General features: G+C 38.2%; 19 protein-coding genes and 1 riboswitch. Of the genes, 3 read left to right on the top strand and 16 right to left on the bottom strand.

Annotated elements, in window-relative coordinates; genetic code table 11:
• The first annotated feature begins 42 nt into the window (after positions 1 to 42).
• Together SPI61_RS06260 and SPI61_RS06265 are read left to right on the top strand one after the other, a co-directional pair.
• Positions 43 to 1,779 (top strand): ABC transporter ATP-binding protein, encoded by a 1,737-nt coding sequence (locus tag SPI61_RS06260; protein WP_321137267.1) that lies wholly within the window; start codon positions 43 to 45, stop codon positions 1,777 to 1,779.
• Positions 1,776 to 3,545: an ABC transporter ATP-binding protein gene (locus SPI61_RS06265; RefSeq protein WP_321137268.1), complete on the top strand. Its 1,770-nt coding sequence runs from the start codon at positions 1,776 to 1,778 to the stop codon at positions 3,543 to 3,545. The genes SPI61_RS06260 and SPI61_RS06265 overlap by 4 nt, the downstream gene beginning before the upstream one ends.
• A 21-nt stretch (positions 3,546 to 3,566) precedes the next feature.
• Here SPI61_RS06265 and SPI61_RS06270 read toward each other — a convergent pair whose 3' ends face one another.
• The 15 genes from SPI61_RS06270 to SPI61_RS06340 all read right to left on the bottom strand — a co-directional run bounded on the left by SPI61_RS06270 (position 3,567) and on the right by SPI61_RS06340 (position 19,320).
• A complete protein-coding gene (locus SPI61_RS06270) occupies positions 3,567 to 4,004 on the bottom strand; it encodes a hypothetical protein (protein ID WP_321137269.1) in 438 nt (145 codons plus the stop codon).
• Positions 4,005 to 4,013: 9 nt separating this feature from the next.
• Positions 4,014 to 5,525: an ATP-binding cassette domain-containing protein gene (locus tag SPI61_RS06275; RefSeq protein WP_321137270.1), complete on the bottom strand. Its 1,512-nt coding sequence runs from the start codon at positions 5,523 to 5,525 to the stop codon at positions 4,014 to 4,016.
• 25 nt (positions 5,526 to 5,550) lie between these two features.
• The gene (locus tag SPI61_RS06280) at positions 5,551 to 6,849 is read right to left on the bottom strand and encodes an NCS2 family permease (protein ID WP_321137271.1); all 1,299 of its coding nucleotides are present in this window, start codon (positions 6,847 to 6,849) and stop codon (positions 5,551 to 5,553) included.
• A 58-nt stretch (positions 6,850 to 6,907) separates the two neighbouring features.
• A complete protein-coding gene (gene purH / locus SPI61_RS06285; RefSeq protein WP_321137272.1) occupies positions 6,908 to 8,437 on the bottom strand; it encodes a bifunctional phosphoribosylaminoimidazolecarboxamide formyltransferase/IMP cyclohydrolase in 1,530 nt (509 codons plus the stop codon).
• Positions 8,438 to 8,992: a formyltransferase family protein gene (locus SPI61_RS06290; RefSeq protein ID WP_321137273.1), complete on the bottom strand. Its 555-nt coding sequence runs from the start codon at positions 8,990 to 8,992 to the stop codon at positions 8,438 to 8,440.
• The gene (purM, locus tag SPI61_RS06295; protein ID WP_321137274.1) at positions 8,971 to 10,002 is read right to left on the bottom strand and encodes a phosphoribosylformylglycinamidine cyclo-ligase; all 1,032 of its coding nucleotides are present in this window, start codon (positions 10,000 to 10,002) and stop codon (positions 8,971 to 8,973) included. Before purM ends, SPI61_RS06290 begins: the two co-directional genes overlap by 22 nt.
• Positions 10,002 to 11,357 (bottom strand): amidophosphoribosyltransferase, encoded by a 1,356-nt coding sequence (gene purF, locus SPI61_RS06300; RefSeq protein ID WP_321137275.1) that lies wholly within the window; start codon positions 11,355 to 11,357, stop codon positions 10,002 to 10,004. The genes purM and purF overlap by 1 nt, the downstream gene beginning before the upstream one ends.
• Before the next feature lie 26 nt (positions 11,358 to 11,383).
• Complete coding sequence (purE, locus tag SPI61_RS06305; protein WP_321137276.1) at positions 11,384 to 11,863, bottom strand: 5-(carboxyamino)imidazole ribonucleotide mutase; 480 nt, start codon at positions 11,861 to 11,863, stop codon at positions 11,384 to 11,386.
• A gap of 171 nt (positions 11,864 to 12,034) precedes the next feature.
• Positions 12,035 to 13,048 (bottom strand): copper amine oxidase N-terminal domain-containing protein, encoded by a 1,014-nt coding sequence (locus SPI61_RS06310; protein WP_321137277.1) that lies wholly within the window; start codon positions 13,046 to 13,048, stop codon positions 12,035 to 12,037.
• Between the two features lie 118 nt (positions 13,049 to 13,166).
• On the bottom strand, positions 13,167 to 14,066 hold the full coding sequence (locus tag SPI61_RS06315) for a YitT family protein (protein ID WP_321137278.1): 900 nt from the start codon (positions 14,064 to 14,066) through the stop codon (positions 13,167 to 13,169).
• A 98-nt stretch (positions 14,067 to 14,164) separates the two neighbouring features.
• Complete coding sequence (gene gcvPB, locus SPI61_RS06320; RefSeq protein WP_321137279.1) at positions 14,165 to 15,634, bottom strand: aminomethyl-transferring glycine dehydrogenase subunit GcvPB; 1,470 nt, start codon at positions 15,632 to 15,634, stop codon at positions 14,165 to 14,167.
• Positions 15,634 to 16,968, bottom strand: a complete 1,335-nt coding sequence (gene gcvPA, locus SPI61_RS06325) for an aminomethyl-transferring glycine dehydrogenase subunit GcvPA (RefSeq protein WP_321137280.1) — start codon at positions 16,966 to 16,968, stop codon at positions 15,634 to 15,636. The genes gcvPB and gcvPA overlap by 1 nt, the downstream gene beginning before the upstream one ends.
• A 1-nt stretch (position 16,969) precedes the next feature.
• Entirely contained in the window at positions 16,970 to 17,353 is a 384-nt protein-coding gene (gene gcvH / locus SPI61_RS06330; protein ID WP_321137281.1) for a glycine cleavage system protein GcvH, read from the bottom strand.
• A gap of 48 nt (positions 17,354 to 17,401) precedes the next feature.
• A complete protein-coding gene (gene gcvT, locus SPI61_RS06335; protein WP_321137282.1) occupies positions 17,402 to 18,511 on the bottom strand; it encodes a glycine cleavage system aminomethyltransferase GcvT in 1,110 nt (369 codons plus the stop codon).
• A gap of 197 nt (positions 18,512 to 18,708) precedes the next feature.
• A complete protein-coding gene (locus SPI61_RS06340; protein WP_414601519.1) occupies positions 18,709 to 19,320 on the bottom strand; it encodes a folate family ECF transporter S component in 612 nt (203 codons plus the stop codon).
• Positions 19,290 to 19,382, bottom strand: a riboswitch (THF riboswitch). (Overlaps the previous gene by 31 nt.)
• A gap of 45 nt (positions 19,383 to 19,427) precedes the next feature.
• On the opposite strand from SPI61_RS06340, the gene SPI61_RS06345 reads away from it, so the two are divergent.
• Positions 19,428 to 20,702, top strand: a complete 1,275-nt coding sequence (locus SPI61_RS06345) for a folylpolyglutamate synthase/dihydrofolate synthase family protein (protein ID WP_321137284.1) — start codon at positions 19,428 to 19,430, stop codon at positions 20,700 to 20,702.
• 57 nt (positions 20,703 to 20,759) lie between these two features.
• On the opposite strand, the gene SPI61_RS06350 is transcribed toward SPI61_RS06345, so the two are convergent.
• Positions 20,760 to 22,385: an ABC transporter ATP-binding protein gene (locus tag SPI61_RS06350; RefSeq protein WP_321137285.1), complete on the bottom strand. Its 1,626-nt coding sequence runs from the start codon at positions 22,383 to 22,385 to the stop codon at positions 20,760 to 20,762.
• Between the last annotated feature and the right edge of the window lie 36 nt (positions 22,386 to 22,421).

A 22,421-nucleotide genomic window follows, 5' to 3' on the forward strand; every position in this document is an offset into this window, starting at 1 on the left:
TATTACATAACGGTTTTTAAATTAAAAATTACGGAGGTTCCTATGTTTAAAAAGATATCATCCGAACTCGGGGTTTTTGACAAAATTCTCATCCCAGTCGGATTTCTCGCAGATTCTTTACTAAAAGTTTTTAATATCTTTATCATCGTTTTTGTACTGATGAAAAATGAAGAGATTAAAAACTTCGGTTTCGTTAAATTTTTTGCTCTTTTCACTCTCGCATTTCTTTTTATATTTGCGATTGATTTTTTCATAAAGAATCGAAATATTTTGAGGTTTGCTGATTTAAAAGATAAATATTTCAAAATGTTTTTGGACCGCTCAATGAGTATGCCGTATGATATGTTCGAAAATTCGGAAATTATGTCAAAAGGTAAAGAGAGCAATAGTTTTCTCGCAAGCTATGAGTCCGGATTTCAAAACGCATACAATCAACTCCTTACAATCGGTTCAAATCTCACTTTTATATTAATAATTTTTGCAGTCGCGATATATGTGGACTTTAAAATATTTCTTGCTCTGCTATTTATCGTCGTTTGTGAATTTATTTTTGTGGATTTGATTTCAAAATACAAAGAAAAATATAAAAAAGACGGCTCAAAAATCGAATTTAAAATTACAAATTATTCCAATTTTGCAACAGACATAAAAAATGCAAAAGACATTCGACTTTTTTCGGCGGACAAGATGTATGAGCTATACCAAAACGAAACTTTGGAAACTTATATAAAATTTATGAATAAATATTATAAAGCGGAAAATGTATACAATCTTATGCTAAGCATATTGACCGGAATTTCAATTTTCGCAATTATTTTTATTTTAAAGGATTCGACCGTGGAAAGTATAATTTTAATCTCTGGAATTTTAAGCATTTTCAGTGCCTCTGTTTCGATAACTTTAAAGAGTTTTATTCAGTACAACGAAGAAAAGCTGAGATACAATGTTTTTAATGAATTTATGACCACGACCGACAAACGTTATCCGATAGATAAGACCCCAATCTTTAAAGATTCTATCGAATTTAAAAACGTAACTTTTTCATATCCTGGCTCGAGCGAAGTCATTCTTAGAGATTTGTCTTTTAAAATTTCAAAAGGCGAGCACATCGCCCTTTTGGGTTTAAACGGTGCCGGAAAATCAACGGTTATAAAGCTTTTGATGGGCTACTACAAGCCTGACAAGGGGCAAATTCTAATTGACGGAAACGATTTGAGCGATTATTCCTACAAATCGCTCTCCGCACTTTTCGCTCCGATGTTTCAAAATGTTGAACCGCTTGCTCTCACAATTGCGGAAATTGTTTCTTCGAGTGAAAGAGAAAATCAGGATGAAGAAAAAATTATTTCCGCTCTAAAGACCGTCGGCCTTTATGAACTTGTTGAAACTCTTCCGGAGGGAATCCACACTCCGCTTACAAAAATATTAAATCCGACCGGATATGTCTTTTCGGGCGGCGGCAATCAAAAACTTGCCATGGCGAGAGTCATTTATAACAGCGAAAGACCTATTGTAATCTTGGACGAACCGACTGCTGCCCTGGACTCCATTGCGGAGGAACGTGTGTACAGAGATCTTGATTCGGTCTTGAAAGAGAGAAGCGCTATTTTTATAACACACCGACTTGCGAGTGTCAAATTTTTGGACAAGATTATGCTTTTAAACGATGGAAAAATCGTTGAAGAAGGAAGCCACGACGAGCTTATGATGAAGGATGGAGTTTATAAAAGTATGTACGAGAAACAGGCATATTATTACAAATTTGAGGGCGAGCTATGAAGAACATATTTAAAATTTTAAAAGACATTCATAAAATTGACGGAAAATACCTTTTCACATCTGCTCTATTAAGCATTTCCAAAACATTGGAATCTTTATTTCTCGCAATTTTGCCGGTAGTTTTGATTTCCATTTTAAAAAACGGAAACGATTCACTTAAAACCGCAATTCTTTTTGCGGCGGTATGGACACTCCTTCATTTCATTTCACAATATTTGGAAACATACAACAATAAAATCGGACGAAAAATAAATACCGTATACAAAAATAAGTTTGCATTAAAAACAATAAGACTTCCATATCATATGGTCGAAGATGTGAATACAAATGTTTTAAAACGCGAGGCGGAACAGGCGCTTTTTAATATGAACATTCTCTCCGGAATTTTGGACAATATAGAAAAATTCGCCAAATCCCTTTTATTTTTCATTTCGGCGATTTTAATTCTAAACACAAGCAACTACTATCTGATTCCGATATATCTTATTATTCTCAGTCCGATTATCATTCTCTCAATAAAAAGAGGTAAAATCGAGGGTGAATACGCTCCGAAGTCCGCGCCTATAAGCTGGCGAGTTATTTATTTCATATCTGAAGCGATTATGCCGTTTCACCAAATGGACTTCAGAGTCTACAACACAAACAAGCTTATGAGAAAAAATATTGATGCTCTCACAGTTGATGAAAGAGCGCTTGTGCTTGAAAAAACAACAAAGACTTTCAAATACGACGAAGCGATTTCTCTTCTTCGCGGTCTAAATACGATAATACTCCTTTTGACGGCGTATTTTATGAGCAGCAAACAAACATTTGACGTTGAACTATTCACTTTAATAGTTATGCTTATTCCGAGAGTTGTAGATTCTTTGACCGATATGATTGTTTCAGGTTCGGAGCTCAAAGAACTTGTGAGCGAATTTAAACCGGTCGAAACATTTCTTAATCTCGATTCCGAAAATCGGGTTAAGTCCGGCAATTCAAGTGCACTTAAATTTGATACACTCGAATTTAAAAATGTTTCTTTCACATATCCCGGAAATACAAATCAAACCTTGAAAAACGTTTCTTTCATCATTCACAAAAATGAAAGAATCTCGATTGTCGGACCGAATCTTTCGGGGAAATCCACAATTGTAAAACTTATTTGCAGATTTTATCTTCCGGACAGTGGGGAGATTTTATTAAACGGAATAAATATAAATGACATTCAAAAAGATGCTTATTTAAATTTGATTTCAACTATATTTCAAGATTTTTCATTCTTCCCTTTCACAATCGGAGAAAATATATCACTTGAAAAGGATTATGACGACAAAAAGATTTTAAATTATATTGATGAGGTCGGTTTGAAAGACAAAATTGTAAGCCTGAAAAACGGTCTCAACACTCATCTAAACAAGGCTTTGTATGACGATGCAACCTCATTTTCCGGCGGTCAGTATCAAAAGCTTGCGATGGTTCGTGCAATGAACAAGGAAAGCGAAATTATGATTTTTGACGAACCGACGTCCGCGCTGGATCCGATTGCCGAAAGCCAAATAATTGAAAAATTTGACGAAATAACTCAAAATAAAACTGTACTCTTTATAACGCACCGCATGAGCACCTGCGGATTTTCAGATAAAGTTCTGCTTCTCGAAATGGGAGAGGTAAAGGGTTTCTGTCCACATGAAGAACTGCTCAAAGAAAATGAACTTTATAATGAACTCTACTATGCACAGGCGAAATATTTTAAAGACATAAAAAATAAAAATCTGCAAGAATAATCTTGCAGATTTTTTATTTCTCTAAATTAAAAATATAAACGAGATATAAGTATAGATAATATATCCGATTACAATGTGGAAAAGCGTGTAAAACACAAGGCTCATCACACGATACGGATTTATTCTTCTGTGGAAAAAGCTCACAAGTGTGCCGATGTAGTTTAATACAAAAAGTATTGTTACTACAACTGTCCAAATTTTTATAGCTGTGTTTCCAAGACCCGCACTTTTTATTATTAAAAGCAATTCAAGCGCAAAGAGGATAAGTGTGACGAGAAAAATCACTATAAATTCTCTTTTTATCCATTTTGCATAGCCGAACAAAATCGACGACGCGACGAGATATCCTCCGACAAGCTGCAATAATTTCAAATTCGTTCCGATTAATACTCCGGCTGCAACAAACACAGCGGTTAAAACTCCAAATATAATTAAATTTGTTAAATTTCTTTTTCTCATATTCCCTCTCTATTCAAAATAAATTCTTTTAAGTCCGTTCTCACCAAGTTCCCAAATCTCGTCCGCGACTTCTTCGATAAAATATCTGTCATGTGAAACAAAGATGATTGCTCCGCCAAACTCCCTCATCTCTCCCGTAATCATCGGAAGTGAAAGCGGTGATATGTTTCTCGTCGGTTCGTCGAGAAGCAGTACTTTCGGATTCTTTAATTGCATTTTAGCAAAGAAGAGTTTCGCCTTTTGGCCGCCGCTCAAGTTTTGAGTTTTTTGAGTGACCTCATCTTTAGTAAATTTGAGACTCGCAAGATATGTTCTTATCTTTGTCTCCTCGTCTTTTGTGTGCTCGCTCTTAAGATACATAATCGCATTTTCGTATAAATCCAAACCGTCTTCGTAGTTTTGCGGCATATACTCGACTCTCAAATCTTGGCTGATGTTTTTTCTTATTTCATTTAAAAGCGTTGTTTTCCCGGCGCCGTTTATTCCGACAATTGCAATTTTTTTCGGCCCGAAAACTTCTAAGTTTATATCTTTAGATAAAACTTTACCGTCAATTTCGAGTTCAGGTAGCTTTAAACTGAGAACGCATTTCCCGTTTTCAATAAGCCTTTCTTTGTTGTAGTTTACAAAGATTTGCTCTTCGTACTCCGGCATCTTCGTCATAAACTCTTTCTCACGCTCAATTATTTTTTCCTTAGCCTTGACCTCGTGCATAGTCTTTTTTAAAAGCCTTCCCATGTGGTCGTTTCTCTCCGCTCTCAAGTCCCGTTCGACTTTGTCGTGAACCTTTCTCCAGCGTTCTTCTTTTTCATTCATACGTGCTTCGTCATTTCTCGCTCTCTGGGTCTGTGTTTTAATCGCTTCTTCTCTATTTTGCACATATGTATTATAGTCATTTGAGCTGACATTCACGCGTGATTTTGTTTTGTTTTCAATAAGTTCGAAGTGCATGATTTTATTTGCCACATTTTGAATAAATCGCGTGTCGTGACTTGCGAAAATAACTTTTCCATTGTAATTTTTTACGATTTTTTCCAAAGCTTCAATTGATTTGAAGTCCAAATCGTTCGTCGGCTCATCCAGAATTAAGAGCGACGGATTTCTTGAGATTGCAAGAGAAATAAGAATCTTTACTCTCTCACCGCCGGAAAATGTTTTGAGCATTCTTGTTAAATCATCGATTTCAAGCTCAAACTGATTTAAAATTTTATAAAACTCCGAAACGTCGGCTTCGGGGCTTTCTTCATCATAAAGAAGCTCTTCAACGCTCTTTTCAAGAACTGCTGCATTTAAAATTTGCGGAACATATATCGTCGACTCGTCTTTACTGATCTCACCTTTGACATTTGCATATTCTAAATTTTCACTTTTGTTTGAAATCGCTTTTAGAATTGTCGACTTTCCGTTTCCCTCTTCTCCTATGAGTGCAATCTTTTCGTTTTCGTTGATAGAAAATGTGAGGTCATCAATAATCTTTCTTTGGTCTTTCTTTAATGTTATAGTAAGATTTTTTATCTGCATATGTCCTCCAAATAAAAAAATGTTTTTATAAGAATATTTCTCTCAAAACAAATAGGACTGAGAGTACCCACATAAGTGCAGATACGTCTTTCGCTTTGCCTGTGAATGTTTTAATGAGAGTGTAGCTTACGATTCCGAATACGATTCCTTCTGCAATTGAGTATGCAAACGGCATCATTGCAATTGTCAAGAAAGCAGGAACTGCTTCTGTCAAATCGTGCCAATTTATTTCCATTACAGCGCTCATCATAAATACTCCGACAACAACCAATACAGGTGCTGTTGCAGCTGCAGGAATGATTGCAAATAACGGTGCAATGAAGAGTGAAAGTAAGAACATAATTCCCGTTGTGACTGATGTGAGTCCGGTTCTTCCACCTGCTGCAACACCCGCTGAACTTTCAACAAATGTTGTAACAGTTGATGTTCCCATGCATGCTCCGAAGATTGTTCCGACAGCATCAGCTGTGAGAGCTTTTGAAACTCTTGGAAGTTTTCCTTCTTTGTCGAGCATTCCAGATTTTGAAGCAACGCCTGCCAAAGTTCCGACAGTGTCAAATATGTCAACAAATAGGAATGTGATAACTATAATCCAGAAATCTTTTGTCATTATTTCGCTGAACGGTACAAATTTAAATGCAACGTCTTTGACTGACGGTGGAAGACTGAATACTGTAAATCCTTCCGGAAGTGTAGTTACTCCGAGTGGAATTCCGATTATTGTAGCAATGATAATTCCGATAAGAAGAGCACCCTTAACATTTCTTGCGTAAAGAATTGCAATTATAACAAGTCCCAAAAGTGCAACAATTGAAGAGTTTGCCGTCAAATCGCCGAGGCCTATCATTGTTCCGTCGTTCGGAACGATGATTCCTGCGTTTCTGAGTCCGACAAGTGCGATGAAAAGTCCGATACCTGCGGAAACAGCTTTTTTAAGTGAAAGTGGAATAAGGTCGAAAATTGCTTCTCTAACTTTTAACAAGCTGAATAAAATAAATATAATACCTTCAACTAAAACTGCTGTCAGTGCGAATTGCCAACTTTGATTCATTCCGATACATACGCTGTATGTGAAGAATGCGTTAAGACCCATACCCGGAGCAAGTGCAAACGGATATTTAGCATATAATGCCATGATAAGTGTTGCAACACCTGCTGAAAGAGCTGTTGCTGTGAAAACGCCGCCGAAGTCCATGCCCGTTTCTGAAAGCATGCCCGGATTTACTGCGAGGATATAAACCATCGTCATGAACGTCGTTATACCTGCAAGTATCTCAGTTTTTACATCGGTATTGTTTTCTTTTAGTTTGAAATACTTTTCCATAAAAACCTCCAAATTTTATTATATTTAAGCGGCAGGGAAAATCCCCGCCGTATAAATATTAGTGTTTAAAATGTCTTGTGCCTGAGAAGAGGAGCGCTACTCCAAGTTCGTCGGCAGCTTTAATTGACAGTTCGTCTTTGATTGAGCCGCCCGGTTCAACAATTGCTTTGACTCCTTTTTCAGCAAGAAGTCTGATGCAGTCGTCAAACGGGAAGAAACCGTCAGATGCAAGCACTGCACCCTTTGCCTTGTCACCTGCTTGTTTAAGAGCTGCTTCAACAGCAAAGAATCTGTTTACGTTTCCTAGACCGATTCCGACTGTTGCTCCGTCTTTTACCAAAACAACTGCGTTACTCTTTGCAAATTTTACAGCTTTAAGTGCAAAAATTAAATCATCAAGTTCACTGTCTGTCGGATGTGCTTTTGAAACTACGTTTAATTTGCAATCTTCTTTGTCGTCGTGGTCTTGCATGATTACAGTTCCCGGAAGAACTTTCATGTCGAGTCCGCCTTTTCTTACTTCGCCAATTCCAGGTACTTCAAGAACTCTCAAATTCTTTTTCTTTTCAAAAACTTCGAGTGCTTCTTTTGTGTAAGAAGGAGCGATTATAACTTCCAAGAAAAGTTTTACAAGTTCTTCAGCTGTTGCCTTGTCGACTTCTCTGTTAAATCCGACGATTCCGCCGAAAATAGATTGGTCGTCACATGCATATGCTTTTAAATATGCTTCGTGAATTGTGTCAGCTTCACCTATTCCGCAAGGGTTTGTGTGTTTTACGGCGACACAGGTCGGTTTTTTGTAGAACAACTTGACCATTTCAATTGTTGCAGATGCGTCGTTGTAGTTGTTGTAGCTGAGTTCTTTTCCTTGATATTGTTTTGCTTCGCCGATTCCTGAATCATCTCCATTGTAGAGAGTGTATGCATATCCTCTTTGGTGCGGATTTTCGCCGTATCTGAGTTCGCTTATTTTCTTTAGAGGAAGTGTTAATTCTTCAGGGAATTCAACTCCGCATTTTTCATTGAAATATTTTGCAATCCATGCATCGTAATATGCGGTGAGCATAAAAGCTTTTCTTGCCAAATCTCTTCTCGTTTCGAGAGTTGTGTTTCCATTTTCCTTGATTTCAGCAATAACTCTTTCAAAGTCGTCGTTGTCTGTAATGATTGTAGTGTATTTAAAATTCTTTGCAGCTGCACGAATCATCGAAGGTCCTCCGATGTCAATCTTTTCAATGATATCGTCGTCGCTTGCACCGCTTAGATAAGTATCTTTGAAAGGATAGAGATTGTTTACGACGATGTCGATCGGTTCTGTGCCGAGTTCTCTTATTTCCTTCACATCTTCAGGTTTTTCTCTGCGATATAAAATTCCTGCGTGAATTTTTGGATGAAGAGTTTTAACTCTTCCGCCCAACATATCGTGGAAACCTGTAAATTCAGAAACGTCGCTCACATTTACTCCGGCTTTTTCTAGAGCCTTCAGAGTTCCGCCTGTCGAAATAATCTTATAACCGTTTTCTTCCAATTCTTTTGCGAAATTTTCAATGCCATCTTTGAAGTAGCATGAAAAAAGTGCATGTTTCATTTATAATTCCTCCCTTACAAAACTTGTGATAGCCAAATTGTAAACGTTATGCTCTGTTTGAAGCACCTTTTGTTGTATTTCTTCTTTTGTCTTTAACCCCTCGATGTTGACAAAAGAACGCAGATAAATTCTGCCCTTGTCATAATTTTCATCAATGACATGGACAGTTGCTCCACTAAATTTTTCATTTGCACCCAGCACCTTTTCGTGCACGTGTTCTCCGTAGCAACCCTTTCCTCCATATTTCGGAAGTAGGGCCGGGTGAATATTTAAAATCGGCGGAGCGCCCGAGAAAAACCACTCAGGCACTTTCTTTAAAAAACCCGCCAAAATTATAAGCTCAATTTTTTCTTTTAAAACATATTCATGAACCGTTTTAAAGAAATCGTCTTTTACATAATCCGCTTGAAGTCCCAAAGACCTTGCTCTTTCAACACCATAACAATCCCTGTCGGAAAAAACATGCATGATGTCTATCACTTTATTTTTTTCATAAATCGCTTGCATATTTGTGCCCGACCCGGAAATCAAAATTATAGCTCTTCGATTACGCATTTATCGCCTTCTTGGTTCACAACTTCCCCGATTACAACCGGTTCTTCGCCGATTGCTTCAAGTGTTTTAATAAATTCATCCTTTGCATTTTTATCAATCGCAAATACAAATCCGATTCCCATATTGAATGTTCCGTACATTTCTTTTGTTTCAACTCCGCCCCATTCTTTAATCAAATCGAAAATGTGTGGAGTCTTAATATCTTTTATTGTGACCTTTGCCGCCATACCTTCAGGCATCATTCTCGGAATATTTTCATAGAAGCCGCCGCCGGTGATGTGGCACATACCGTGAACTGCATTTGTCTTTAGCGCTTCAAATACAGCTTTTTTATAGATTCTCGTCGGTGTCAAAAGAACTTCGTCGAGCGGTTTGTCGAAACCGTCATATACTTTTTTAAGATCGATGTTTTTTGTGTCGAGAATTTTTCTCACCAAACTGAATCCGTTTGAGTGAACCCCTGATGAAGGAAGTCCAACAAGAACGTCACCCGGCTTGACGCTTTTTTCATAGTCTATGATTTCGTCTTCTTCAACACATCCGACTGCAAAACCTGCGATGTCATATTCGTCTTCCGAATAAAAGCCCGGCATTTCCGCAGTTTCTCCGCCGATTAGTGCACATCCCGATTGAACACAACCTTCTGCGACGCCTTCAACAATGTCAGCCATTTTTTCTGCAACAAGTTTTCCGGTTGCAATGTAGTCAAGGAAGAACAAAGGTTCCGCCCCTTGACACAAAATGTCGTTTACACACATTGCAACGGCGTCGATTCCGACTGTGTTGTGGATATCAGTCATAAATGCGAATTTTAACTTTGTTCCGACCCCGTCTGTGCCCGAAACCAAAACAGGTTTTTTGTAATCTTTGAGTTTAAATAATCCGCTAAAACCTCCAATGTCAGCCATAACTTCAGGTCTTAGAGTTCTTTTAATATGCTCTTTTATAAGTTTTACTTCCTTGTAGCCTTCGTTCTTGTCAACGCCGGCATCTTTGTATGAAATAGCCATTATTCTTCTCCTTTATAAATTGTTCCTTCCGGAAATTTTCCTGTGAAACACCCTTGTGTAAAGTCATCACCGCCGAAAGCTTTAAACAGCCCTTCAAGCGAAATGTATTCAAGGCTGTCTGCACCGATCATCTTTTTGATTTCATCCTTTGTGTGCATTGCTGCAACAAGTTCTTCTCTTGTAGGTGTATCCATCATAAGATTTGATGAATATTTAACCATCGGACATCCAATCCTTACGTGAATTTCCTTTGCACCCGCATCTCTAAGCATTTTTACTGTTCGCTTCATAGTCGTTCCTCTAACAATTGAGTCGTCGACCAAAACCAAACGCTTGTTTTGAATATATTCTTTAATCGGATTCAGTTTAATCTTTACTCCCAAATCGCGAAGTTCTTGATTCGGTTGAATAAAAGTTCTTCCGACATAACGGTTTTTAATAATTCCTTCTGTGTACGGAATTCCTGATTCTTCGGAATATCCTACAGCAAAACTTATTCCGGAGTCTGGTGCGCCAATTACCAAATCCGCATCTTGCGGATGTTCCTTTGCCAAGATTCTCCCGGCGTTCAAACGGCTCAAATAAATGCTCTTGCCGTCGATAATCGAATCCGGTCTTGCGATGTAAACCATTTCAAAAACGCCGAGTTTTCTCTTTGAGGCATCGCCCTTTCTTATAATGTCGAGACCTTTGTCCGTTATTCTTATGACTTCTCCCGGCAAAACATCTCTCACAAATTTCGCACCGATTGAGTCAAATGCGCAAGTTTCACTTGCAACAAGATAGCGCCCGTTCAGCTCTCCGATTGAAAGAGGTTTTATTCCGTACTCATCTCTTGCCGCATAAATTACATTTTCCGCCATAACGATAAGCGCGTATGAACCCATGAGCGTTTCGAGAGTGTCTATGATTGAATGTTCCAAATCCATATTGTAGTTTTTTACAATAAGCGTTGCAATAACTTCAGTGTCAAGGTTTGATTGGAACATATAACCTTGCATTTGTAAATCGTCTTTGAGTTTTTTGGCATTGGTAATACAACCGTCGTGAACAATTCCAAGTGCACCGTGTCTGTATCCGGCGACAATCGGTTGATTGTATGGGTATTCAAAGCCTTCGCCTCGTGCAGCCATTCTTACGTGACCGATTGCCAAATTTCCTCTCATTTGAGCGACTCTGTCGTCTTTAAAAACATCGCTCACCAGACCTTGTTCTTTGTAATAATCCATAAGTCCGTTGTTGTATGTTGCAATACCACATGATTGCTGTCCTCTGTGTTGGAGCGCATAGAGCATATAATATAAGTATGCTGCAGCTCCGTCTTTATCGGAATAAACACCCGCTATACCACTCATTTTAAGTCCTCCGAAAAATTTATAAATTAAGCCTCAAGTTCTTTGTTCATTTCTACTACTTGGTCTTGTAATTCTTTTCTGTAATCGCCCAATTTATTTTTGAGTTCATCATATTTTAAACTGAGCATTGAAATTGCCAAAAGTGCAGCATTTTCTCCGCCGTCAATTGCAACAGTTGCAACAGGAATTCCCTTCGGCATTTGAACTACCGATAAGAGCGAATCCATTCCGCCCATAACAGACGTCTTTGCCGGAATTCCGATTACCGGAACAATTGTGTTTGCTGCGATAACTCCGCCCAAATGTGCTGCTTTTCCGGCGATTGCTATAATAACTTCGATACCGTCTTTTTCAGCTGATTCTGCAAATTCAAAAGCTCTCTTTGGAGTTCTGTGTGCGGAAATAACTTCCATATGTGTTTCAACGCCAAACTTGTCAAAAATTTTCTTTGCTTTTTCTGCGATTTCTCTGTCGGAAATGCTTCCCATAATAATTGCTGCTTTCAATTTAATACCTCCATAAAAATTGAATCGTTAAAATAAAATAAGCCCGAACGGATAGGAAAAACCTACCCGCCCGGGCTTTTCTCCCTTCGGTGTAGGGAAGAATAATCTCCCCTTGTATCGCTCGGTCCTTCCATGGGTGGATCCCTAGATACACTTTTTCAAAAAATTTAATTAAAATCTTTTCTTATATTCCTCCGACAACATATCATTTATTTCGTAGTTTTTATAATATTCCATCGGAGTCGGGTCGGCTTCAGGAACGAAAAATATAACCGCATCTTTCATAAGATACATATTCAAATCTCCGAACATGAACTGCCCTCTTTTGTAACTTTCTTTGAGTTTGTTTACAATCTTTTCTCTATCTTTCCAAGAAACTTTTATAAAATCATCCGGACTTAAAACAGTGCCCTTCTTCAAGTCAAAGTTTATTGAATTGAAAATCTTTCTTTTGGTTTTGCCTTTTTCCAAAAAACCGTCAAAAATGACACTCAAAAAATTCTTGTCGTAAATTCCGATGTCATATTTAACATAAAGCCTGTCATAGTCGTATTCGCTGAAAGTTTCTTTTATATATGTTTCAAGCTTTTTATTCACAAATGAATGCTTTTGGTTTTCAATATAAGGATAGACAATATAGGTGGATTTTACGGGAACAGCTTTTTTAGAAACTTTTTTAATATTTCCTTCGTCGTCCTTTTCATTCACCTTATTTATCTCATAAATATATTTGTTGTAGACTTTCGGCATTATGTCGTCAATCTTATATCTGAAATATAAATTGTCATTTAGATAAAATACATCGAGGTCCAAAACATAGTAAAAGAAAATATGAGGAACATATGTCACTCCGTCTTTCATATTCGGACTTAAATACAATTTTATCTGATCGCCATATCTGTTTTTATAGTTGTCCTGACCGACTGTGAGCGTCGCCTTAAACATTCCCTTTGAAACGGAAATATTACCTTTGCCGTTCCAATGAACATCAAAACCAAGCGCTTCACACGTCTCGCGAAGCGGAATCATATAGATCGTTTCGCCCGTTGAATCGCTCACACTATAGGGTTTTATCTTGTATTCGTGATCTTTTATTCCCGTCATTTTGCTTATTTCTTCGTCAGCTTTAACTGTAAAACTGAAAAGAATTACAAACAACATAACTGCTAAAAAACGTTTTTTCATTTAACCCCCCTATAATATAAGTCTTGCGACCAAGTCCTTCCTACAAAATATATTTAAATATATCAACCATACAACTCAATTGTACCACATTTAAATCGAAAATAAAAGTCTTTTTTTACTAATCGTCAAAACTTTTCCAGTGGAATCCGAACACTTGGTGCGCACTTGTAACAATCATAAATGCATTTTGGTCCAAATCTTTCAAGTGGTTCTTAAGCTTTATAAAATCGCGGTTTGTGACAACAGTTTGCACAATAGTTCTTTTAGACATAGTATAAGCGCCCGTCGCTTCATAAATTGTTGCACTTCGTCCAAGCAAAATCAAAAATGTGCTTACATCCTTCGGGTGGTCGGTTGCAATGAAACAAAGCTTGCCTGCTGTAAGACCGTCGATTGTATAGTCGATTATGAGTCCGTTCATTATAACTCCGATAAGACAGAACAGCGCAATCTCAACGCCATAGGTAAATCCGACGGCAAGAGTTATTAAAAAGTCCGTTACAAGGCATCCCTTTCCAAGGTCGAGTCCGAAATATTTATACAAAACTTTTGCAATAATGTCGGAGCCTCCGGTGGATGCGCCCTGGTTTAAAACAAAACCGACCCCTATGCCGTAGATAAGAACTGCTACAACCAAGTTTAAAAATGTATTCTGTACAATCGGCTCGTTCATTGGAACCAAAACTTCCAAAAGCCAAACAGTGCCCGAAAGTGCGAGAGTCGAAATAACTGTTAAAAATCCGAATTTATTTCCTATTAATATAAATCCTATGATAAATAATACTGCGTTTACAATAAGTAGAAGCGGACCCGTGTCGAGCGGTAAAAGTTTTGCAAGAATAAGTGCAAGTCCCGTCGCGCCTCCAAGGGAAAGATTACTAGGCAATAAAAAGAAATGAATTGCAGCTGCAATCATCAAAATGCCGACTATAATAAATGCCACCTGTTTTTTACTTATTGAAGAATTTTGTTTAATAATATTTTCGACCTTTTTCCGTCGATTTTGTTTTTCACTCATAATTACCTCTATGTAATGAAAAGACGCGAGAATCAAACAAATCTCGTGCAAGCTCTGTCAAATTAACTTCGCGTCCTTCATTATATTTTAAATTAAATTTATTCAGCTTCTTTTATATATCTTACAATCGGTTTTCTTGCCGCCAATGTTTCGTCCGGTCTTGACACTTCTGTTGTGAGAGGTGATTTCTTCAAGCTTTCCGGATCATCTTTTGCAGTCTTTGCAATGTCGATGAGAGCTGCGGCAAATTCTTCCAAGCTTTCCTTGGATTCCGTTTCAGTCGGTTCAACCATAAGTGCTTCGTTCACGATTAGCGGGAAGTAGACTGTTGGCGGATGGAAACCTCTGTCGATGAGTCCTTTTGCAACATCGAGAGTTGTTACGCCCGTCTTTTCGTAGTCTTTAAGTCCACCCAATACAAATTCGTGTTTGTAGAGTGATTCAACCGGAACATTATAGTAATCCTTAACAAGATGGAAGAGATAGTTTGCGTTTAAAACTGCTCTTTCCGAAGCTTGTTTCAAACCGTCTGAACCCATGCTCAAAATGTAAGAATATGTTCTTACAAGAACAGCGAAGTGTCCATAGAAATTCTTCATCTTGCCGATGGAGTATTCCTTGTCATAGTTCAAGTGGAACTTGTCGCCGTCTTTTTCAACTACAGGAACAGGAAGGAATTCTTCGAGTTCTTTCTTTACGCCGACAGGTCCTGCACCAGGTCCTCCGCCTCCGTGTGGAGTTGAGAATGTTTTATGAACGTTAAAGTGAATAACGTCAAATCCCATTCTACCCGGTCTGCAGTGTCCCATGATAGCATTTGCGTTTGCTCCGTCATAGTAGCAAAGTCCGCCTGCTTCGTGGATTATTCCTGTGATTTCTTTGATGTGTTGGTCAAATAGTCCGAGTGTATTCGGGTTTGTAAGCATAAGTCCTGCAGTGTCTTCTCCGACAGCTGCTCTTAGTGCATCCAAATCGACCAATCCGTTTTCATCACTTGGAACTTCAACAGGAATCAAGCCTGAAACTGCAGAAGTTGCAGGGTTTGTTCCGTGTGCCGAGTCAGGTACAATAACTTTGTTTCTCTTGGTGTCACCGTTCTTTTCGTGGTAAGCCTTGATAATTTTTATACCTGTGAGCTCTCCTTGAGCGCCTGCGCCCGGTTGAAGGGTAACTGCGTCCATTCCGGCGATTTCCTTCAATTGTTCTTGAAGGTTGTACATAAGTTCAAGAGCACCTTGAACTTCGTCTTCGTCTTGGTACGGGTGAATTCCCGCAAATCCCGGAAGAGCTGCCATTTCTTCATTTATTCTCGGATTGTACTTCATTGTACAGCTTCCAAGTGGATATAGTCCCGTGTCAACTCCGTAGTTCTTGTTCGAAAGATTGGTAAAGTGTCTGATAACGTCAACTTCACTTACTTCCGGTAAATTCGGACATGAGTCCGCAAGATATTTTTCAGGAATTGCACTCTTTAAATCTGTTTCTTCAACGTCAAGAGGTGGTAAATTGTAGCCCTTTCTTCCCGGAGTAGAAACTTCAAAAATTAATTTGTCATATTTTCTAAACATTATTTCCCTCCTAAAAGTTCTACTAATCTGTCCATTTCTTCTTTTGTACGTTTTTCAGTAACAGCAAACATTACATTGTCATAATCTTCGTAGAATCTCTTTAGACCGAAACCGCCGATCATTTCCTTATCTTTAAGGAGTTCTCTTTGCTTGTCGGCTGTAAGTCCTTCAACTACGAATTCTTTGAAGAACGGTTGATCCCATTTTAGTTTAAAGCCCTTTTCTTCAAGTTTTGATTGTAGATAGTGAGCTTTTGACATGGATTGAACTGCGACTTCTCTGAGTCCGTTCTTACCTAAAAGACACATATAAATTGTTGCAGCAAGTGTGTTAACACCTTGGTTTGAACAAATGTTTGAAGTTGCTTTTTCACGACGAATATGTTGTTCTCTTGCTGTCAAAGTCAAAACATAGCAGCGTTTGCCATTGTTGTCGACAGTTTGTCCGACAATTCTTCCCGGCAATTTTCTTAAGAACTTTTCTGTTGTACACATAAATCCGAGGAGCGGTCCACCGAATTCTGTGGCAATTCCGAGTGCTTGTCCTTCGCCGATAACAACATCAGCGCCCATATCACCCGGTTTTTTCAAAATTCCCAAGCTGATCGGGTCAACCGCTGCGACAAACGATGCCTTCTTTGCGGTGTGGGTGATGTTTGCGCATTCTTCCAAATCTTCAATGATTCCGAAGAAGTTCGGGCTTTGAACCATAACGCAAGCCACGTCGTCATCAATCTTGTTCTTTAAATCTTCAATATCCGTAACTCCGTCCTTTTCGTTTATAAGAACTACTTCGATGCCTTGGCCCTTTGCATAGTTGTCCAAAACTTTTCTGGAGCTTGGATTCAATGTTTCACTTACTAATACTTTTTTCTTTTTATTGACAGATGCACACATTATCGCAGCTTCGATTACGGCATTTGAGTGGTCGTAAACTGAAGCGTTTGCAACTTCCATTCCGGTCAAATCGCATAGAAGCGTTTGGAACTCGAAAATATATTGCAAAGTTCCTTGCGAAACTTCAGGTTGATAAGGTGTGTATGAGGTTAAAAATTCCCCACGACTTACAAGCGGAGCTATGATGCTTGGAATGTAGTGATCATAAAGACCTGCGCCAAGGAATGTAGGAACATCCGCAGATGAAAGATTTTTCTTTGCAAGCTTTCCGATAATATTTCTTACTTCAATTTCGGATTTTGCTTTAGGCAAATTCAAATCTTCCTTCATTCTCATGCTTTCAGGAATATCTGAATATAGATCATCTACGCTTTCCAAACCGATAGCTTCGAGCATGCTCTTTATGTCGCTGTCAGTATGCGGTAGATATGGATGCATCCTATGCTTCCTCTTCTAAGAATTTTTCGTAATCTTCAGCTGACATAAGTTCATTTACGTCGTCAGCATTTTCCATCTTGATTTTGCAAATCCAAGCGTCATATGGCTTTTCATTGAGCATTTCAGGAGCGTCTTCGAGTTCTTCATTTACTTCGACAACTGTTCCTGCAACAGGTGCAAATAAGTCACTTGCAGCCTTTGTTGATTCGATTGCAGCAACTGAATCGCCTGCGTCAAATTCGTCGTCTTCGTCAGGCAATTCAACGTAAACGATTTCTCCCAAGTGATCTTGTGCGTAGTCGCAAAGACCTACATATGCTTCGTCGCCTTCAACTTTTAACCATTCGTGGTCCTTTGTGTAAAATAAATCCTTTTTAACTTCCATTGTAATCCTCCTTATATTGGCTTTTCGCCTAAATTATAACATCACAAACTATTTTGTGTGTTTGTTTCCTCTTGCTTCAAGAAATTTCTTTGAAATAATCTTTGCAGGTACCGGTTTGTTTCTGATCATAACGTCAAATGTGTTTCCAATACCCTTGTATTCTCTGTCGATTAAAGCGTTACCGATTCTTGTTCCGAGTGTCGGTGACAAATATCCGGTTGTAACATGTCCGATTTCTTTTCCGTCTTTTTCAATCTTGTATCCGACTCTTGGAATTCCACGTCCTTCAAGTTCGAAACCGACTAAAATTCTCTTCGGATCGGCAGCATATTCTTCAAGTGCCTTTCTTCCGTTGAAATCGTTGTCTGTCTTTAGGTCGACGAAGAATTTAAATCCTGCTTCAATCGGGTTGATGTCAGGACCGATTTCTTGTCCGTATAGCGGGAGTGATGCTTCAAAACGAAGTGTGTCTCTGCATCCAAGTCCGCAAGGAAGAAGATTTACATCCTTTCCTGCTTCAAGAACTGCGTCAAATACAGTTTTTATGGATTCCAAATCGGTGTAGATTTCAAATCCGTCTTCACCGGTGTATCCTGTTCTTGAAATGAGGCATTTCTTTCCTGCGATTTCAACTCCGTCTTTAAATGTGAAGAAAGTGATTTTTGACAAATCTTCGTCTGTCAATTTTTGAACAACTTCTTCAGCCTTTGGTCCTTGTACTGCAACTTGACCTGTTTCATCTGAAACATTTTTAACTTCAACGTCAAATTTTTTGGATTCTTCTAAAATCCATGCGAAATCTTTATCAGAATTTGCAGCGTTCACGACTAAATAATACTTTTCGTTATTATATCTATAAACCAATAAGTCGTCCACAACAAATCCGTTCGGTTCACACATAAATGTGTATTGTACTTGATTGTCCTTTTGACGGATGATGTCATTTGTCATCATAAAGCTTACAAACTTTTCGGCTTCCTTTCCGGTAACCCAAATTTCTCCCATGTGAGAAACATCAAAGATTCCGGCTCTTTCTCTTACAGCCTCATGTTCTTCTTTTAGTCCGCTGTACTCCACAGGAAGATCCCAACCGGCATATTCAGTCATATGCCCGCCAAGTCTTACATGAGCATCATAAAGCGGTGTTTTCTTTGCCATACAACCATCTCCTTATATCAAATTCAGTTCAAGCCGCAAAAAATTTCTCACTGCATTAAAGGGCTTGACACCTAACTTTATTATACCCTATTATGCAACTTAATTCAACAAAAAACCAAAAATAAAATACCTTTCACCGAATTAATTGCATCAAAAAAGCTCATCCGAAAATCGATGAGCCTTATCTTTTGAACACTCTAAAAAGTTCCTTCTTCCCCGAAGCTGTACTTGATAAATCTTCTCATAAGAATTTCAAGTATAATTCCCACAACTACAGCTTCGATAACAACTTTCGTCGCACGTCCGACGACAAGAGTTGTAAACGGCGTTCCATATAGTCCGTTTAGCCAATAGCTGTTAAGAATTAAATGGACAACTCCATAAACCAAAACAATTGACAAAATAATTGTGAGGTTGAGGTTCTTTTTCTTCTTTAGAAAATAGCATGCGACAAGTCCCGGAATAAGCCCAGTCAAAAGTGAGCTCATTGTGAAACCGAGGTGAAATTGTCCTCCCGCGTTTATCATAAAGCCGATTAAATCCGCACCGAGTCCCGAGATTGCTCCCAATAGCGGACCGAATGCAATTCCGACCATCAAAATCGGAAGCGGCCCTATGCCGATTCTCATCGATTCCGTCAGTTGCACTGAAAATAAACGTGTCAAGATGACAGAAAGCGCAGTCAAGACACCTGCCATGACTAAGTTCTTGGTAGTGAATTTCTTATTCATTTGTTTCCCCTTAAAAAAATATTTCAAAGTGGGCTTAGGGTGATACCCGAAGCGGTTGCGGTAAAGAACCGCAGTCAATAACTTTCGTTTAAGCTCGACAACCCATAGCTTAACACTTGACGCTCTTTACCTACTCTGATATTTGTATTATAATATAAATTAAAAGAAATTACAATGGAGGAACTATGAAAGATTTTGACAAATACATCGATTGGATGTACAAGCGAGATGAAAAAAAGGGAAAACACACCCTTAAAAATATACAAAAACTGCTCGAGGCTTTTGACAATCCGCAAGACAAGATTAAAGTCATTCACGTCGCCGGCACAAACGGAAAAGGAAGCACTTGTAACTTCCTTTCGAACACAATCTCAAAAACATCGAAAGTGGGGCTTTTTATTTCACCGTTTATGGAATGCATGACCGAATCTATCACGATAAACGGAGTGAAGATTTCCGAAGAAGACTTTGTAAAATACATCGAAATGTTTAAGCCCGTGCTTGAAAAGCTCGACGCCGAAGGATATAAAAACACATATTTCGAAGTTTTGACCGCGATTATGTACAAGTATTTTTACGACCAAAATGTTGACATCGCAATTGTTGAAGTAGGAATGGGCGGCACTTTGGACTCGACAAATATCGTAAAAAAACCGATCGCTTCAGTCATCGTCACAATCTCTATGGACCACGTGGGAATTCTTGGAAACACAATCGAAGAAATCGCGATGAACAAAGCGGGAATAATAAAAGAAGGCGCGCCGGTTTTCCTCTATCCGAAAGACGAACACCTCTACAAACTCTTTAAAGACGTCGCCGACTCGAAGCACGCTCCACTCTATACTTTCACGAAGGACGAAGTGAAAGTGCTTGAAACGAGCGACCATGAAAACGATTTCGACTTCAGAAACTACAAAAATATGCGCACAAGTCTTGTCGGCGTGCACCAATTTTACAACGCCGCACTTGCAATAACCGTGCTCGATTATTTTAAAGATATGTTCCACTTGAACAAAGAAATAATTAAAGAAGGGATTTTTACAAGCCACAACACCGGAAGGCTTGAGCTCATTTCAAAGTCGCCGAAAATTTTAGTCGACGGCTCACACAACAAAGAAGCGATGGATGCGCTTGTCGACTCCATCAAAGTTTTTAAATACAATCACCTCATTTTGGTGTTCAGCATTTTGAAGGACAAGGACTACGAATACGCGATAAAAGAGCTTTCAAAAATCACGGATAAATTTATCATAACCACAATCGACAATCCGGAACGAGCTTTCAAACTCTACGATTTGGAAAAAGAAGTGAAAAAAGTTCGAGATGACGTTGTCGCAATCGCCGACAGAGTTGAAGCTATAAACTATGCGACGACAATTGCCGAAGCGGACGATTTGATTCTCGTCTGCGGCTCGCTATATCTCGTAAGAGATGTTATAAAATTTGTAAAAAATAAATAATGAATAAAAAAAACATCGATTGAGACATAAAGTTTCATCGATGTTTTTCTATACATATTAAAAATTCTTTTTATCGTTTTTCGTCACGTCAACTGTTTTATTTTTAACCTCAACAATATAGTTGCAGTAGTTCATAATCTCGTTGTTGTGGCTTATGATAAAAATAATCTTGTCCTTGTTGTTTTCTAAAACCGCCGTCATAATTTCCGTTTCGGTTTCCTTGTCGAGTGAACTTGTCGGTTCATCTAAAATTACAATCTTTGCATTTTCGACAAAATATCTGGAAAGTGCAATTCTTTGTTTATCTCCACCGGATAAATTTGCTCCGTTTTCAATAATCATCTCATCCAAATTGTTGAACTTGGATAAAAATTTTAAATTTTCATAAACGCTTTTTTGAACCGGCTTTCTTCCGAAATTCAAATTGTTGTAAATAGTGTCGGAAATAATCGGCGTGTTTTGCGAATAATATGAAATGTTTTTTAAATATTCTACATTTTTTATTTTTTCAATCGGAATATCGTTTATATAAATGCCCTCGACGCTTCTGAATTTTGGAATCAATTTTACAAGAGTGCTCTTGCCCGTGCCGCTCTCACCCTTGATTCCGACAATATCGCCTTTCTTAAAACTCATATGAACATTGTTTAATAAATTTTTATCGTATATATCAACTGAATCTATGTCGAAACTTATGCTCCTGACGTCATCCGGCATATCCAAAGTTCCGTCTTCTTCGCGATTTTCTATCATTGTTTTTAAAAATTCATCCGCCGCTATAACATCGGCACTGCCCAAGTTTGTAAATGATAGACCCCTGATTGCATTTGAAAAATAAGGAAATACAAGCATTACATAAACAACGCCTCCAAATGCGTCCTTGTTTTTCAGTGCAAGCGCCGCCAAAAATACAATTGTAAGCGATTGAATGATTTGGTTTAAACCGATTAGAAGTCCTGAAACACCGTTTGCAACATAATTAACTTTTTTACGAACGCCCTCCGATTCTAAAATATTTTTCTTAATCATCGGCAACAGATTTTCATTTTCACTGTTTTGCTTTATAAAATCGACTTGTGATACAACGGAATGAATATTGCTTTGCGACTTGGAACTTGCCTGTCTGAGTTTTACGGACAATTGCGCAAGTTTTTTGTTCAAAAGCTTAAACCCGAAATAATGAATCGGCAATGTTATAAACATCAAAAGTGCAGCAATATGATTTAAAGTGAACGAAATATATATACTTACAATAATCGTTGCAATATTAACTATAAGACTCGGAATTACATCAAAATACAATCCCGCGTATGCATCGGCCGCGTTCCACACGAGGTCTCTTATTGCAGTTGGCCCTTCTTCTATGTATTTATCATAATTGAGTCTGAATACATCTGCATATAAAATTTCAGCGGCTCTTCCGTGGTATTGTTGAATCAACCCATTTTTTATAAAAACTGAAATAAATTCTACCAAATATCCCGCCGCAAGTAGAAGTATAACCTTTACTATATCACTTGCTCCAATAGTTCCGACATTCTCAACCACATTGTTCAAAGTTATCGGTGCGATGACAAAAAGAATCGCGGACAATAAACTTAAGAATAACAGTAAAACAAATCCCCATTTGTTCACTATTTTAAGCATTTCTTTCTTTTGTAATTTTAATTCTTTATCCTGCATTTTCTATTCATCCTTTCTTTATGTATTAACATATTA

Source organism: Ezakiella sp., assembly GCF_034180565.1.
Lineage (GTDB): Bacteria > Bacillota > Clostridia > Tissierellales > Peptoniphilaceae > Ezakiella.